This window comes from Wolbachia endosymbiont of Armadillidium arcangelii (genome assembly GCF_040207875.1).
GTDB lineage: Bacteria > Pseudomonadota > Alphaproteobacteria > Rickettsiales > Anaplasmataceae > Wolbachia.
Genome location: NZ_CP157942.1, coordinates 582,716 through 598,824 on the forward strand (window position 1 = coordinate 582,716; position 16,109 = coordinate 598,824).

At 33.8% G+C, this 16,109-nt stretch carries 17 protein-coding genes; 12 read left to right on the forward strand and 5 right to left on the reverse strand.

Annotation, left to right across the window (positions count from 1 at the left end):
• Positions 1 to 15: 15 nt before the first annotated feature.
• Positions 16 to 1,227 carry a Ulp1 family isopeptidase gene (locus tag ABLO99_RS02915; RefSeq protein WP_349968197.1) on the reverse strand — a complete coding sequence of 404 codons (1,212 nt, stop codon included), beginning with the start codon at positions 1,225 to 1,227 and terminating at the stop codon, positions 16 to 18.
• A gap of 136 nt (positions 1,228 to 1,363) precedes the next feature.
• Here ABLO99_RS02915 and serS point away from each other — a divergent pair, with 136 nt between their 5' ends.
• Positions 1,364 to 2,641 carry a serine--tRNA ligase gene (gene serS, locus ABLO99_RS02920; RefSeq protein WP_349968434.1) on the forward strand — a complete coding sequence of 426 codons (1,278 nt, stop codon included), beginning with the start codon at positions 1,364 to 1,366 and terminating at the stop codon, positions 2,639 to 2,641.
• Positions 2,642 to 2,675: 34 nt separating this feature from the next.
• The gene (gene purD / locus ABLO99_RS02925) at positions 2,676 to 3,947 is read left to right on the forward strand and encodes a phosphoribosylamine--glycine ligase (RefSeq protein WP_349968198.1); all 1,272 of its coding nucleotides are present in this window, start codon (positions 2,676 to 2,678) and stop codon (positions 3,945 to 3,947) included.
• Between the two features lie 173 nt (positions 3,948 to 4,120).
• Here purD and ABLO99_RS02930 read toward each other — a convergent pair whose 3' ends face one another.
• On the reverse strand, positions 4,121 to 4,546 hold the full coding sequence (locus ABLO99_RS02930) for an RDD family protein (RefSeq protein WP_349968199.1): 426 nt from the start codon (positions 4,544 to 4,546) through the stop codon (positions 4,121 to 4,123).
• A gap of 148 nt (positions 4,547 to 4,694) precedes the next feature.
• Between ABLO99_RS02930 and icd the strand changes: the two genes are divergently transcribed.
• The 4 genes from icd (at position 4,695) to nth (ending at position 8,185) form a co-directional block, all read left to right on the forward strand.
• Positions 4,695 to 6,104 carry an isocitrate dehydrogenase gene (gene icd, locus ABLO99_RS02935; RefSeq protein ID WP_349968200.1) on the forward strand — a complete coding sequence of 470 codons (1,410 nt, stop codon included), beginning with the start codon at positions 4,695 to 4,697 and terminating at the stop codon, positions 6,102 to 6,104.
• An 82-nt stretch (positions 6,105 to 6,186) separates the two neighbouring features.
• Positions 6,187 to 6,792: a hypothetical protein gene (locus tag ABLO99_RS02940; RefSeq protein WP_349968201.1), complete on the forward strand. Its 606-nt coding sequence runs from the start codon at positions 6,187 to 6,189 to the stop codon at positions 6,790 to 6,792.
• A gap of 22 nt (positions 6,793 to 6,814) precedes the next feature.
• A complete protein-coding gene (locus ABLO99_RS02945) occupies positions 6,815 to 7,480 on the forward strand; it encodes a hypothetical protein (RefSeq protein ID WP_349968202.1) in 666 nt (221 codons plus the stop codon).
• 21 nt (positions 7,481 to 7,501) lie between these two features.
• Positions 7,502 to 8,185, forward strand: a complete 684-nt coding sequence (nth, locus tag ABLO99_RS02950) for an endonuclease III (RefSeq protein WP_349968204.1) — start codon at positions 7,502 to 7,504, stop codon at positions 8,183 to 8,185.
• Positions 8,186 to 8,620: 435 nt separating this feature from the next.
• Here the strand turns inward: nth and ABLO99_RS02955 are convergent, their stop codons facing one another.
• The gene (locus tag ABLO99_RS02955) at positions 8,621 to 9,133 is read right to left on the reverse strand and encodes a methylated-DNA--[protein]-cysteine S-methyltransferase (protein WP_047758999.1); all 513 of its coding nucleotides are present in this window, start codon (positions 9,131 to 9,133) and stop codon (positions 8,621 to 8,623) included.
• A gap of 759 nt (positions 9,134 to 9,892) precedes the next feature.
• Between ABLO99_RS02955 and ABLO99_RS02960 the strand changes: the two genes are divergently transcribed.
• From ABLO99_RS02960 to ABLO99_RS02980, 5 genes are all read left to right on the forward strand, one after another.
• Positions 9,893 to 10,042 carry a hypothetical protein gene (locus ABLO99_RS02960; protein WP_153295416.1) on the forward strand — a complete coding sequence of 50 codons (150 nt, stop codon included), beginning with the start codon at positions 9,893 to 9,895 and terminating at the stop codon, positions 10,040 to 10,042.
• 20 nt (positions 10,043 to 10,062) lie between these two features.
• Positions 10,063 to 10,248 (forward strand): hypothetical protein, encoded by a 186-nt coding sequence (locus ABLO99_RS02965; protein ID WP_153295463.1) that lies wholly within the window; start codon positions 10,063 to 10,065, stop codon positions 10,246 to 10,248.
• A gap of 40 nt (positions 10,249 to 10,288) precedes the next feature.
• Positions 10,289 to 10,510, forward strand: coding sequence for a hypothetical protein (locus tag ABLO99_RS02970; RefSeq protein WP_047758834.1), 222 nt, complete (start codon positions 10,289 to 10,291; stop codon positions 10,508 to 10,510).
• Between the two features lie 542 nt (positions 10,511 to 11,052).
• Positions 11,053 to 11,907, forward strand: coding sequence for a hypothetical protein (locus ABLO99_RS02975; protein WP_349968205.1), 855 nt, complete (start codon positions 11,053 to 11,055; stop codon positions 11,905 to 11,907).
• A 71-nt stretch (positions 11,908 to 11,978) separates the two neighbouring features.
• Positions 11,979 to 12,326, forward strand: a complete 348-nt coding sequence (locus tag ABLO99_RS02980) for a hypothetical protein (RefSeq protein WP_349968207.1) — start codon at positions 11,979 to 11,981, stop codon at positions 12,324 to 12,326.
• A gap of 222 nt (positions 12,327 to 12,548) precedes the next feature.
• Here the strand turns inward: ABLO99_RS02980 and ubiB are convergent, their stop codons facing one another.
• Positions 12,549 to 13,970 carry a 2-polyprenylphenol 6-hydroxylase gene (gene ubiB, locus ABLO99_RS02985; protein ID WP_349968209.1) on the reverse strand — a complete coding sequence of 474 codons (1,422 nt, stop codon included), beginning with the start codon at positions 13,968 to 13,970 and terminating at the stop codon, positions 12,549 to 12,551.
• The gene (locus ABLO99_RS02990; protein ID WP_349968210.1) at positions 13,967 to 14,698 is read right to left on the reverse strand and encodes a metal ABC transporter ATP-binding protein; all 732 of its coding nucleotides are present in this window, start codon (positions 14,696 to 14,698) and stop codon (positions 13,967 to 13,969) included. The genes ubiB and ABLO99_RS02990 overlap by 4 nt, the downstream gene beginning before the upstream one ends.
• On the opposite strand from ABLO99_RS02990, the gene ABLO99_RS02995 reads away from it, so the two are divergent.
• Positions 14,690 to 15,565: a zinc ABC transporter substrate-binding protein gene (locus ABLO99_RS02995; RefSeq protein WP_349968211.1), complete on the forward strand. Its 876-nt coding sequence runs from the start codon at positions 14,690 to 14,692 to the stop codon at positions 15,563 to 15,565. The genes ABLO99_RS02990 and ABLO99_RS02995 overlap by 9 nt on opposite strands.
• Positions 15,566 to 16,109 lie beyond the last annotated feature (544 nt).

Below are 16,109 nucleotides of genomic sequence, written 5' to 3' on the forward strand. Positions count from 1 at the left end.
ATTCTTCATTGTGAACTACATAATGTTACAAAACGAGCCCGCATGCTGCACCTCTGAAGTGGAAGACAGAGATGTTGCCGTTCTCGGAAGATTACATAAAAGTCCTCCCCTTAAATCTTCCTTCCATTTTTCATCATTCATGAGTGCTTCTGCAAACTCTCTTCTTTTCTCCTCCAATTGCTTTGAATTAGGTGTGTACTTCGATAGCTTTACATCAATCTGATCAAATAATTTATCTTCTTTAAGCATTTCCGTAATCATACGAGCATTTTCTAACGCGAATATTCCACAGTTATGCCCATCGCTTTGTTGTGGGGTTCTGGAGCTTTTTATGTCTAATATCCATTCCCCTTTTTGCAATTCTCCCTTAACAATATCCAGCAAATTATTTGGCAATTGATCACCAAATGAGTCGCAGTAATAAGCTCTAAATTTCTTATTACCTGCATCAGGTTTAATGACCAAAGTTACCCAATGATTATTGTTAATATGAAAAACCGAAGTAAATATCAATCTAGGGTTTTGTTCCAATTCACCTCTGTAATTCTGAAGGAACTGTCTTGTGATTTCATCCCAGCCATCAGAATAGCCAGAGGTAAGAAAATAGACGTTATTGTTGCTATGTCCATTTTTTGAGTACTTATACACAACTCTTGCAATATGTGTAATGTCATTATCATCTAACCAGTAACTATAGTTTTTTCTGTTTGTCTGATGCACAAGAGTGTCCAAATTTTCATGAAACTCTTTACCACCCAAACCACTATCCAAAGAGCTTCTACGACTACTGTTCCTTGAATCGGGTTCACTGCCTGGTACAATACCACTATCTCCATCTTGAGTTTTTGGATTTCCTTGATTATTTACAGCCTGCTCTTGCTCTGGTGATTTTGACAGCTCATCAGTTTTAGTATTGCTCTCTTTTTCCTTTGAAGCTCCTTTTCCATCAACATAACCCTTTACCCAGTGAAATAAGAGCTCAACAACCATTTTGTATATCACTGTGAGCACTATTCCCATTAAGATCCAAGCTACAGGATGAAAAATTAGCATAGCAAGTGGTAAAGTTAAGAGGGTAGACCCTATTATCAACCCCAAACAGCCAACAGTAAATGTAGCTGCTAGATATATACCAAAAGCGTAGATAGCAAATCTTCCATCATCCTTAAGTTTGGTGAAGTGAGTACTCTCTTTAAATTCATTGTATTCTTCTATGATGCCTAACATATTATATTTTACGTTAATTAATTCTAGCAAATTCTGGAGGTAAAATCAATATTAGCATTTATCTGCATTGTATGCAAAAATATTGAATGTTAGAAACTTTTGAAGTACAGTAATGATGTTAGTAATAGCACAATATATGCATGATATAGAACATATACGCAAAAACCCTGAAGGATTTGAAAAAGCAATGAAAAGCAGAGGGATGGAAGAATTTACTACAGAAGAAATATTGGGTATTGATCATGAAAAAAGATCACTGACTACTAGACTACAAGCTTTAAATAAGCAACGCAACGAAGTCACAGAAGAAATAAAGAAGCTTAAAATGAACAAAAGCCCCTGTGAAAAGCAAATAGAGTTATCAAAAAGCATCACAAATGAGATAGAGGCAATTAGCTTAAAGGAACAAGCAGAAAAGGATAAGTTAGTGAATGTTTTATCTAACTTGCCGAATATTCCTGCGCAAGATGTGCCAACAGGCACAGATGAGAACTCTAATTTAGAGGTGAGAAGATATGGAGGAAAAAGACAGTTTGATTTTACAGCAAAATCTCACTATGAACTTGGAGAAAAATTAGGTTTAATGGACTTCGAACAAGCGGCGAAAATTTCCGGATCAAGATTTGCGATATTAAAAGGACAGTTAGCTAAGCTTGGACGAGCGCTAATAAATTTTATGCTTGAAATGCATGTTAATGAATTTGGCTATACTGAGGTGTACCACCCAGCTTTGGTGAAAAACGAAGCTATGTATAATGTTGGTCAGCTACCGAAATTTTCTGACGATTCGTATTTAACTACCGACGAATTGAGATTGATTCCCACAAGTGAAGTGTTTTTAACAAATTTGGTTATTGATAAAATAGTAGAGGAAAAAGAACTGCCTATTCGTTTTACTGCCTATTCGGAGTGCTTTCGTAAAGAAGCAGGTAGTGCAGGTCGCGATACCAGGGGCATGATAAGGCAACACCAATTTGGTAAAGTGGAGTTAGTAAGCATCACAACTGAAGACCAATCAAATGATGAGTTTGAGCGTATGACGAGTGTTGCTGAAGAGATATTAAAAAAATTAGAATTGCCATACAGAGTAATGCTGCTTTGCAGTGGCGATATGGGCTTTGCTGCACAAAAGACTTATGACATAGAGGTGTGGTTACCTGAGCAAAATAAATACAGAGAAATATCAAGCTGCTCAAATTGTGGTGCATTTCAGGCAAGGAGGATGAACACTAAATACTTCTCGGAAACTGATAGAAAAACAAAAAAATACCTGCACACTTTAAATGGCACAGCTTTAGCTATAGGTAGAACTATTATTGCCATAATGGAGAATTATCAAAATTCCGATGAGTCGGTTACAATACCAAACGTGTTGCAAAAATATATGAGTAACGATACTGTTATAAGCAAGTAATAATTTTGACATATAGAAAAGCGAGGAAATAAAGATGAAGGTTTTGGTTATAGGTTCTGGTGGGCGTGAACATGCTTTACTTTGGGCTCTAAAGAAGTCTCCTAGCTTGACTAAGTTATATGTTACTCCTGGTCGCTCGGCCATGGAAAATTTTGGAGTTCTTGTGAATATAAATATTCAAGATTCAGTAGATGTTACACAATTTTGCAAGAGAAAAAATATAGAGTTAGTGATTATTGGTCCAGAGCAACCAATAATTAATGGGCTTGCTGATGATTTAACTGCAGAGGGAATAAATATTTTTGCTCCAAGTCAGGCAGCTGCAAAACTTGAGGCATCAAAGTCTTTTACGAAGGAACTATGTAAACAATATGGTATACCAACCGCCAAGTATGAGCGTTTTATTGATGAAAGGTTAGCTAAAAATTTTGTGCGTAGTAATAGAATAAAATTGCCGCTTGTAATTAAAGCAAATGGAATTGCAGCAGGGAAAGGCGTCATAATATGCCACACAGAAAATGAAGCTTTTTCAGCAATAGATTCAATGCTAGTGGAGAAAAATCTTGGTGAATCAGGTGAAGAAATAATCATAGAAGAATTTTTAATTGGAGAAGAAGTAAGTTTTTTTGCTCTTGTTGATGGGTTGAAAGTAGTAACTCTTGGATGTGCAAGAGATTATAAGAGAGTTGGTGAAAATAACAAGGGCCAAAATACTGGAGGCATGGGGTCGTACTCATTACCTTCAATTATAAGTAAGGATATGGAGCAAAAGATTATACAAAAAATAATATACCCTACAATTCAAGCACTGACTAACATTGGAACATCTTATAAGGGAGTGCTCTTTGCTGGTTTAATGATTTGCAAAGATAACCCAAAGCTTCTTGAGTATAATGTTAGATTTGGTGACCCGGAAATACAATCCATGTTACCTAGGCTTGACCCAAACTGTGATTTGTTAAAATTGATGTTGTCAGTTGCAGAAGGCAAGTTAAGCACAAAAATGGTGAAATTTAATGATAAAGCTACAGTTTGTGTAGTTGTTGCAAGTAAAGGCTATCCTGGTGATTATCGAAAGGGAGAGGTAATTAAAGGATTGGATAAAATTGAAAACATACCTGGTATATTAGTGTTTCATGCTGGTACTAAGTTGGATGAAAGTGGCAATTGGATTTCCGATGGCGGAAGGGTGCTAAATATAGTAGGAGAAGGAAACACTGTGGAAGAAGCTAAAAGTAAAGTGTACTCAGCGTTAAATTTTCTAGAATGGCCAGGGGGGTTCTTCAGGTATGATATTGGTAGTTAACGTTAGCTAGCAGGTAGCCCATATAGAAACGAAAAAAGTTACTTTGCAGGTAGTAATACAGACAACTAAAGAAAAATATCAACTAGATTTATAGTCTATTACCACTGTTCTTGCAAATTTATCATAGAATGTTTGTTTACGTTGATCAAATATTGCAAACATTAAAGCTAAAATTAGTATAATAAAAAACATGTAGAAACATAATCAGGCAGCAGATAAAACAGAAAATCACGAATAATCCAAATGCCTTCCTGAAAAATACATCTTATTGTTGCTTGCATTAGAGTGACGTTTTTAAATGTATTTGCGTCTTTAATACATATGCCACACAACAGCTTTCCTGGAGTGCCGCCGAGTCTTGTTATCATTAATATTTGTAATACTGTGAATGGCACCAATATTATGACTGTTACAAAAAATTCTTCTAATAATGTTACTGTTTCTGGTTGTTTAAATGCTCGAAGAAAATCATCTTTACCTAAAGATATAAGCATAACAATAAGTAAAGGGAAGAGGAATATGATTTGATCAAGTATTGCTGCTACAGTACGCCTTGTAAATCCTACATAATTTACTTTAACACTCGTTTCAGTATTCATATGCGCCCCACCTATAGTTCATAGTATTACCACCTAATATAAAAGTACGTTATTAAATAACCGTAAATATACTAATTTGGGTAATATTAGCTACTTGTACTGCTCTATTATTTGAATTAACATTAAACTATTTGTAGTTAGGGAAGTTATGTCAACACCAATCACAGTTGCATATGGTGACGGTATCGGACCAGAAATCATGGAAGCGGTGCTGTCGATATTGTGCGAAGCAGAAGCGAAGATCTCAATAGATATTATTGAAATAGGAGAGCATGTTTATAATAAGGAATGGTCTCGCGGAATCTCTCTAAGTGGTTGGGAGTCTATTGAAAGAACAAAGATATTACTCAAATCTCCGACAACAACTCCTCAAGGCAAAGGACACAAAAGCCTAAATGTGGCACTCAGAAAGAATTTAGGATTATATGCAAATATCAGACCGTGTATTTCATATCATCCTGTTATAGAAAATAAATTTGGTAAGTTTGACATTGTGATAATACGTGAAAATGAAGAGGACGTTTACACGGGAATAGAGCATAGGCTTACTGGTGACTCGTACCAATGCACTAAAATTATTACTAGATCTGGCTCAGAAAAAATATGCAGGTACGCTTTTGAATACGCAAAAAAACATAGCAGAAAGAAAGTAACTTGCCTGACTAAAGATAACATAATGAAAATGACTGATGGCACTTTCCATGCAGCATTTGATTGCATTGCAAAGGAATACCCAGATATCAAGGCAGAACATTATATAGTTGATATTGGAATGGCGCGTGTTGCAACAGAACCGGAGAATTTCGATGTTATAGTAACTGAGAACTTATATGGCGATATATTATCAGATATAGTGGCACAAACCTCTGGATCTGTGGGACTCGCTGGAAGTAGCAATATAGGTAATGAATATGCAATGTTTGAAGCGGTTCATGGTTCTGCTCCTGATATTGCAGGAAAAAACATAGCTAATCCTTCTGGTCTTTTAAATGCTGCAGTGCATATGTTGGTCTATATCGGTCAAGTGAGTACTGCAAAACTAATTTACGATGCATGGCTGAAGACTTTAGCGAATGGAATACACACTGCCGATTTATATAAAGAGAAAAAGAGCAAACAAAAGGTTGGAACAAAAGAATTTGCAGAAGCTGTTATAGATAATCTAGGAAAGAAATCTGCTGAGCTTATAATTAGCAGTGATTCGGATAGTAAAATAAATAAAGTACAAGACAATTATAAACAAGATTACAAAGTTAAAAAGCTAGTGGGTAGTGATATAACGCTTGCCTGGGACAAATCCAACAATTTTGATCAAATAGTAGGATTATTTGAATCGAGTAATCTGAAAATGATAGCAATATACTCAAAAGGACTTGCAATTTGGCCAGGAGGCTCAAAATCTTCAAGTGACCAAATAACCTGCAGGTTTATTGCAAATAATGAAATTACAAATAGTGATGTGAATAACTTGCTAATCAAATTTGAGGAACACAATTTTGATGTGGTGAGAATGGATAAGTTGTATTTGTATGATGGGAAAGAGGGTTTCTTCTCTTAGTGGTTGCTTGATATTTTTATGCTTGTGTGAAACATTAAATATATTATACTAATAGTATCATGTATTTATGTGAGGTGTAGTAATGAGTCAACATTTTAAGTTAACTGGTCAGGAGTTTTATGATAATAATGATCTGTTTAACGTACTAGAGATAAAAGCTGAACAAATTGTAGGTAAGGATTATCAAGCTCTTAGCAAGTTTCTGAAAAAACAATATAATAAATTGATACTTGTAAACCATCCTGACAAAGGTGGAGACAAAAATAGATTTGATCAGATTTATAAAGCTTATCAAGAGGTAAAAAAGTACATTGAACCTTTGGAGTCAGGAAATCCTTGTGTTAAAGTCAGTGTTGATGCTGAAAGTGATGGGCGTTTAACGGCAAGAGAGTTTCACTATAGGAGAAAGTTGTTTAACGAGCTAAAAATCAGTGAGGAAGAAGCTGTAGGTAAAGATTTTGATGGGTTGATTGCTATACTAAAAAGAAATGATTGTTCGTTTGGAGAAGACCTAAAAAGCTATAATGAACTTCAGGCTCAAATAGAGAGGATTTTGCTAAATCCAAATTTAGATAATTTTCAGAAGAGTGCACAAAGTGCAAAGTTAATGCAAGAGTTATATCAATATATAGCAAAGCCAAGCATACAATTATATTACTCCTCTAAAAGAAAAGAGAAGCCTAATTGAAGAAGATAAAAAGACATTAGCATTGAAATTTATAGAGCGCAAAAATGCTCTAATGTTAGTACCAAAAATAAGTCTTCTGCCTTTAGCTCTATTAACTATAATTACTATAGGTTGCTATTTTTCATGGTGGATCATAGCATTTAATATCATTATCAATAAGCTCTGTAATTCATTAGTAAATTATTATATGGAGAAGTATAAAAACTCAGAAATTTCTACTGATGAATTCATGAGTAAAATGAGCTATATCGAGCTAAGTAGTAAACTTCTTATCAACTATCCTTTAGCTGCTTTTTCTGTTTATTTAGTTACAACAAATTTCATTGCTAATGGATTAACTGTTGGTGGAGCTATACTTGGTCCACTATTGTTATTGGCAGTATTAATTGAAGCATTAGCTCCTATTTTTTCAAAAGGCTGTGAAATATATGCTGAAAAGCACACAAAAGATTTACTAGAAGAGGATCCAAGAGATAGAGTACAAAAGGAAACTGACCTATTAAAATGGTATGATTTGCGGAAATTATTGATGCCAATTATCATGCCTCTTGTTAGAAAATGTTTTGCAGAAGTGGCAAGCGAATTTGCTGAAAGGAATCTTGATGAGGTAAAAACTGATATGTCTGATGTTAATACTGAAGGACTATCTAATCCTCAAGCAATTGAATTTGCACAGCAAACAGTATAGTATAAGTTTTTAGCTCTATGCATGGACTCAAAAAAAGTAGAATTAATATTTGAAAAATTTCAACAGTCAAATCCTGCGCCAAAAATAGAGCTAAATTATACCAATCATTTTACGTTATTAGTTGCAATAGTTCTGTCAGCGCGGACGACCGATGTTAGTGTAAACAAAATTACAAGAGAACTATTTGACATTGCTGATACGCCAGAAAAAATGCTGAATCTTGGGCAAAATGAGCTGAAAAAACGTATAAGTAGTATTGGTTTATATAATTCCAAAGCAAAAAATATAATCGGACTTAGTAAAATACTGGTGGAACGATACGAAAGCAAAGTTCCTAGCGATTTTGATGATTTAGTATCTTTACCAGGGGTTGGGAGAAAGAGCGCTAATGTGTTCTTAAATTCAGGGCTTGGTATTCCAACATTGGCAATTGATACTCATGTTTTTAGAGTAAGCAATAGAGTTGGGCTTGTGAAAGAAAAAGATGTATTTAAAACAGAACAATCTCTTTTGAATGTGGTTCCAAAAAAATACCTACTTTATGCTCATCATTGGCTAGTTTTACACGGTAGATATGTTTGCAAAGCACAAAAACCTTCGTGTGAAACGTGCATAATTCATGATTTATGTGAGTTTGAACGCAAAAGGTATAAAGTCCTAGCACACCACTCCGATATTCCTTCCTTTTATCATCCAAATAGCTGACGCTGGTTCCTTTACGACGGCAGTGCTCAGACATTGGTTCACCTTATGATGGTGTCATTCAAGTAGCCCTTCGTTGTCATCTCACGCTCCTGTTTTCTTGTCATTCCAGTGCCCAAGCAACAAGGACAACATTGCAAATTTAGAGTTCAAAAGGGTTATTCCTCGAGAACTATTGCATCAGAAAGCTGGCGCTGAATTTGTATATAATGTTGATCTTGGAGGTTTTTATGAATAATAGTAAGGATAAGAGAAGAAAAAAATTAGAAATTCGTATTCTATCAAGTAGAGGTAGGTCTTTACTTGACCATGAGCTACAGCGATACAAGTAGTAAAGAAATATCAAGGCTAGTGAGGGAATACAGGAAAATTAAGGATGGAACGTTGCGTGATATTATTCATTCAAGGCTCTTACTAATAGATAGGTATAGTAGTGCTTCATAAACAATTCTTGCGTTCTACTCCCCAGCGGTACTTATGAATTTTTCCAGATTTACGAATAACACGATGGCATGGTATTAAGTAGGAAATTGGATTATTAGCAATTGCATTTGCAGCAGCACGTATGGCCTTTGGCTTACCAATTATATGAGCAATATTGGCATAGCTTGTTGTCGTACCTGTGGGAATTGAAATCAATGCTTGCCAGACTTTAATTTGAAAGTCTGTTCCCCTAACAAGCAAAGAAAATGATCTCTCAGGTATTTGTGTGTCAAAAATATTGCGTACAATTTTTGCCGTTGTTAGCCTATCTTCTTTCAGGCAGGCTTGTGGCCACTCTTTTTCAAGTATCTTAATAGCTGAAGTTTCAAAATCACAAAAAGAAAGGTGACAGATGCTTTGTGTTGTAACTCCAATAAGTGCTTTTCCAAAAATAGTAGAGTGGTAACCATATAAAATATCGATAGATTCTTTATTTTCTCCAGGTGTTATAACCTGATATTTAGCCATACTTAAGAAATCAGTACTGATATAGTTTAAATTGATTTATATTAAAATTAAAGAGTTCAAATGCTACGCATGACCAATCCATCCCAAAACGAAAGATTCTCGTGCGATCCGAAAGTCGTAATGGTTGAATTCCATCGTGTGTCCAGAGAAGGTGAATATGTTCAGTAGGAGTTAAACCTACCAGGACAAAAGTCGGAATCCTGTAACTAGGGTAGCAGTATTGCGGGAAACCAAGATGCTGAAGCCTACCGACAACATTGTTGTAAGAATAATGATGAATTACCAGGCTGTAGCGAAAGCGAACACATAGGTGACCTCCGAAAGTAACGTTAACCCAAAGGCCGAACCATCGGTGGAATGGTGAAGGCAACATAGACAGTTGAAACCCGAATGATACAACTGATCTACTTTGGCGGGGCGGTAGTGATAGCATGGTGATAAGGACATATTAAACAACTGGAGAAGCCCTCCTCATCCCAGGGAGAAATACCTTGGAGCGGTAGGTTCTATAACTGAACAGAGGAAATGAACCGAAGATGAAAGGGTGGCGGACGGGGTGTGCCGCATAAGTGTTGAAAGTGTCATAAGAAGAAGATAAAAGAGCTATTATTAAAGAAAAATGGAGGCAACAATGGATCAAATAGAAAGAATACTAAACTTAATAAAAGACGAGGATTTGGAAAGACTAGGAAAATCAACAGAGGTAGATAAATGTAATACTAAGTTAGTTGGTAAATAATATTTAAAGACTTAATATTAATGGGTCAGAAAACAAGCTTAAGAGCACTAGAAATGGTAATAAATAGGTGTGTGATAGATAAAAATGATGATAAAAGTACAGTTACATACAGTGGCTTATCGAAAAGGTTAAAAGTTCTGATTATTTTAAAGGTGTATATATCGATTTAATAAGCAAAGTGGAAAAATTATTGCCCAGAAAAACGTCACATAACTTACATAGATTCGATTCAACAATTATAAATTTATCAGGGTACCTTATAAAAGATGGGTTAAAAATAGGTGATGACAGTCAAGTCAAAGTAAGCGTTGGATTAAAAGGCCAATTACCGACGAGTTTTGTCAAGAGCAAGAAGAAAGTAGCTAGCGCTGGTTAGAGCAATTAATGAAGCTAAAGTTAAAAAAGAGGATATTTTATTGTTTGATAGAGGGATTGCAAAAGTTGCAACTTTCACTGAGTTTGACAAAAAGGAGTACAAATTTATCACAAGAACATACTTAAAAAGAAGGTACTGCGTTATAAGAGAGAATGAAATTACGCAAAAACAACAACCAGATGGATCGGAAATTTTGGAAGATAATATAGTGAATCTTTACAGCGGAAGCAGAGCAATAGCAAGTACGACTAATAAAAATTAAAAATAGAACAGAAATGGTTTTTGACCAACTTATTTGAAATACCGGCTTATGAAGTAACACAAATATACAGACGCAGGTGGGATATAGAAGTATTTTTCAAATTTAAAACCTCGGATATAAGCATTTTTTAAGCCATGACATGAATGGAATGAAAGTGTATATTTATATGATTATTATTACAGCTTTATTATTTCTTGTTTATAAAATAAGAAACAACTTAGACGGATTTAAGATAGCACTATTACAGTTTACATTAGATCTTAATGACTCTTTTTTACGTTCAATTGTTTTACTATCAGGAGGTAACTCACATGCCGTTGATCACCTTATATCACGCCATTTTTGATACTTTCAACACTTATGGTCTTTGTTGCCAAAATACATTTTTCAATTGAATAAAAATACAAAATTATGAACAAGAGTTGTAATGAGACTAAATTCAAAAAATTTTAAAAAACATAGTTGATGGATGAGAATCTTTTTGTTTTTTTCTGTACCAAAGATTTTTTTGAATGTTAGGTCTACTACATCTAGCTTTTCGTATGGAAAATAGAAGTTTTGTAGAGATTTTATTTAGGCATACTGGTTTGAATGTGAATATTAAAAATAATCACCATATAGATCGTCAAGGTAATTTCTTTCATACTCCTGAAGAATATATTAGAAAAATTGGACAAGTACAGAATAAAAACTTTTCACATCTTACGATAGAAATACAGAAAGCACAAAAAGGGAAAGATTTATTGAATGCTCTTTCTAGTGAAAATTTCTATGAAGCAAAACAAGATCTCAACCCTAATTGCTGGGAAAGTGATTTTAATGGAGAAATAGAAACGCCTCTTACTAGTGGAGATTTTCATGAAGCAAAAGTACTATTAAATCAAGATCTCAATCCTAATTGTTGGAAAAGAAATTCAAATGGAGAAATAGAAACGCCGCTTAGCTTGATTATTCGATCATGTTTACAAGGAATAACAGAGGAAAATAAAAAAGAAGTACTGACTAAATTTTTAAAACATAAAGACCTAGATTTTAGTCAAACAAAACCAATACCAGCTATAGAGCAAAATTCAAGATTGAAGCAAATCATTGAACAAGCTATGAAAGAGCGATTAACTGATGCTATTAATAGAAAAGATTTGGATGATGTAAAAAAATTAGTAGAAGATAACTGCTTCATGAATAGTGAAATTGTCACTGCTCTGTTGAGGAATCTTAATAATCCAATCGAGTCTATTAAAAATTATCTCAATGAGAAATTTCCTGCAAATATGGAACAGCCTTCAGCCAATGCACATAATGTTGCCCCGGAAATAAACGATGAGTTTATTGCTCAAGAATTGCAGCGACTTGAAAATCTGGAAGGTGAACTTGAAAGAACAAAGGCTCAATTATAGAAAAAGAGCAAGAGCTGAATAGGGCCGTAAATGAAAGAACAATAGACACTAACAAAATTTTACAATTAGAAATGAATTTTAGGCAAGAGAGATTAGAACTTCAAGCTCAAAATCAAGACTTAAAGAACAAAAACAAAAAACTTTCAGAAGCAAATATTTACAATAGAAGGCAAAGTAACTATGCTTCTTCCTCTTTTGTGTTATCTGGAGTATTTGCTGTTGGTGCATGTTTAACAATATCGAATTTAGAAATATGTATTTCACTTGCTGTAGCTGCATTTGTTTTCCTTACAATTGGGTGCTACTGTTCATATATAGCTCTTTTCACAATAATCCGAACAGATCATAATAACACACTGCTGGCCTCCTGGCTTACAATAGCTATAAAGACGTTTTTACCCACGTTCGGACTATTATAAGAAGGGCTATAAAGTAAGTAAGTGCAGTACTGAGTGATGTGACAAGCACTCAGTTTGATAATGCTATCGGTTTAGGATGAAGTTAAGGTTTTTACTTCTTCTCTAAACTCTACTGAAAGTTTTATACATACTGAAAGTATCTTGATAATTTAGATGAGTGTAAACCTGAGTGGTTTCAAGACTTAAATAGTTGTTGTAAACTTGCTTTTATTATCTTTTAGTTCAAGAAATTAAAAATTTAACGATTAGAATTATAATTACAGACCAAAGTAAGAAGTAGGCTTTTCCATTTGATCTACTTTTAACTTGTAATTTTTTATCGGCTATTAGGTTTAATTTTTCTACAAGGCTAAGTATTCCTTGGATTGCTTTTATGGGATAAGAGCTTTTAATTTTTTCCTTATACCCTATTTTACTTTCATGTTGACTGCTTATCCACGTTTCAACTACTTTCCACATATTGATTTCTGGATAGACCTTTCTACATGTCCCCTCCAGTAAAATCATAGTTTTCTGTAGCAATAATAATTGTGTTTGAACTTTCATATCAAAATCACCAGTTATTTTTAATAGCTGAGTAAGTAAGCGAGCAAATGAAATCTTCTGTATAGGCTGTCCAATAATGGGTTCACCTATTGCTCTGCAAGCTGTGACAAAATTTCTATGCTGTGATGGAACATAACCAGCTCTAAAGTGCATTTTTGCAACGTGATCGTAATCCCGATTTAAAAAGCCTTTGAGTATCTCTATAACGTAATAGCATGTCTCACGATCTATTCTACCCATGATTCCACAATCCAGGGCAATAATATTGTTATTACTATCAACCATTAGATTTCCAGGATGCATATCAGCATGAAAAAAACAATCCCTATATACCTGATTACAAAATGATTCTATAAGATTGATAGCTATTTGCTTACGATTATTCAGCTTTTCAACTTCGTATATTGGTGTAGCTTCCATCCATTCTAATGTTAAAACCTTTTTTGAAGTTCTGCTCCAATCTACTTCAGGTACATAGAAACCTCTGTCATGTTTAGTATTTTCCTTCAGTTCCGAAGAGTGAGCAGCTTCAAAACGTAGATCTAACTCTAATCGGCAAATTTCAGCAAAAGTTTTGACTAATTCAATTGGCCTCAGCCTTTTTGATTGTTCACTAAATTTTTCTGCAATGTCCGCAAGCCAAGAAAGCATCTTTATGTCCCTTGAGAATGTTTTCTCAATATTTGGCCTTAAAACCTTTACAGCAACTTCCTTACCCTCAGTTGTAACTGCTCTATGCACCTGAGAAATTGATGCTGCTGCAATTGGCTTTTCAGAAAAACTTGAAAAAATGTCACTTAATTTACAATTAAACTCACTTTCTATAGTTTTAACTGCTATTTTATGTGAAAACGATGGCAATCTATCACATATCAATAACAAGTTATTTGTTATATCCTCATTTAAAACATCAGTACGTGATGAAATGGATTGCCCAAACTTAATGAACACCGGACCTAATCTTTCAAGAGCACGCTTTAGTTTATGACCTTGTATTTTATTTATTGATTTTTTTGATGGTGGAAGTAAATAAGGTAACACATTATAACGTGTCAGCACTGTAGTTATGTGCAGAAGACGTAAAATATTTTGAATCATTTCGCTGCGTAACTGCTAAATATTTCATTTAGCTCCATAATTTCATTAGATTTACCTTGGTAATAGATAGTGTTGTTTATGCAAATTATGTAATCTGAGCATGGTATAACAGAGTTAAGGTCATGAGAAGTCATAAGAATCGATACTAACCTTTCCTTTGCTATTTTATTTATAATATCATAAAATTTAGCCCGTGCGTTAATATCCATTGCACTAACTGGTTCGTCCAAAATGATCAAATCAGATTCTGAAATTAAACAACGTGCAAGTAGTAGTAGTTGTGTTTGTCCTGCAGAAATTTCTAATACTTGGTTCTTCAAAATGTTACCGATGCCAACCAATTCTATCGCTTCTGTAACAATGGATTGATTTTTCTTGAATCTCTTCGAGGAGCTATTGAAAAGGAAAGACTCGACTGTTATTGGCATCAAATTACCAATACTAAAATTTTGTGGCATATAGCTAATTTTTATATTGTCAGCGAATACAATACTGCCAATAAAACCTTTATTTATACCAGCAACTGCTTTCACTAAAGAGGTTTTTCCTCCACCATTTGGACCAAGTATTGTAACTATATCCCCTCTTTCTACTGATATATTGATATTATCAAGAACTTTTTTATTACCATATGCAAGAGTAAGGTTTTCTATTTTTAGAATGCAGTTATTGACATTACTTAACTTTTTGGCAAAAATTGACTTCCTCTCAACATCTATATGAGACATTTACTGATTTTCTTTTTCTTACTTTCATTTACACTATACTACAATAGTGCCTTTTCATCCAATTTAAAAATTGTAGCTACAATCAAACCTATACACTCACTTGTAGCTTCTGTTACAGATGGGATTTCAAAGCCAGAATTACTAATGTACGAAGTAGTGTCTGAACATAACTACATGCTCAGGCCTTCAGATGCAAGTAAATTAGAATCTAGCAATATTATATTTTATATTGATGATTCATTGGAAACATTCATTAAAACTTTCGCTAAAGAAAATAAGAAGTTAATACCGCTATCAAGTACAATCGATCTACTTCCTGCTCGAACGCATTCATTTTCTAGTCACACTCAAGATGAAAAAGATTTACATATTTGGCTGAGTCCTGAAAATGCAAAAAGTATGATACTTTCTATCAGTGCGACGTTGTCTAATATAGATAAAGAAAATGCCTATCAATACAATACCAATGCAATGAAGGCTATAAGAAAAATAGACCAAAAGGTAAAAGAAATCATGAAAGAATTAAATGAGTTCAAAAATCAAAAATACATAGTTACTCATGATGCTTATCAATATTTTGAAAAATATTTTGGTTTAAGTTACCCAAGTGCCATTCTTTCTATAGAAGAGGATTCTTACATAGGTATGAAGAGTTTAATGAAACTAAAAAAAGTAATGAAAGAGGAAAATGTTAAATGCATTTTTTCTCATTCACGAGAGGATGGCATAAAACCTAATACCTTTTCTAATGACGTAAAAATGGTAGTTCTTGACCCTATTGGATCAGACATAGAATTTGGAAAAGATGCATACCTAGCTATAATCGATAGCATTGCACAAAATTTTAAGTCTTGTTTTATTGAATAAAAAGTTCCTTGTATCTTATGGCAAATATTGAAACCTGTGCTTTCTATCCCGGTGCTTGACACTGATGTCCAGCCAAATTGATAAATATGAAAGTAGCTCTGCTTAAGGATTGAAATAATTAGCGAGAAAAAAGCTTAATAGGACTCATTATAAACAAACATTTAACTGAAAAATTCCAATCAAAATGAAGGTTAGTAAACAATTAGCTACACCCCTTAAAGATATAGCCTTACACTTAAGCATATAAAAACATCTATTGTGATTAAAAATACACTAAATCTTGGTTTGCGTATATTTTACTGTTTTCTACATTATAGAGACAATAAATTTGTGCAATCATGGAGAGTATTTGCACAATCTTCTAATTTCTCGGGAGTGTAAAATAAACCATAGGTGTCAAGTTAAGGAAAAGTGGTATAAGAAAGAAGAGAAGCGGTAAAAATTATTTTAGATATTAAACGATAAAATTAGTAATTTATAGACTCTTTTAAAAAAATTACCTTATTTTAGATCAAGATTTCTTAAAAAATAAATATAATAAATA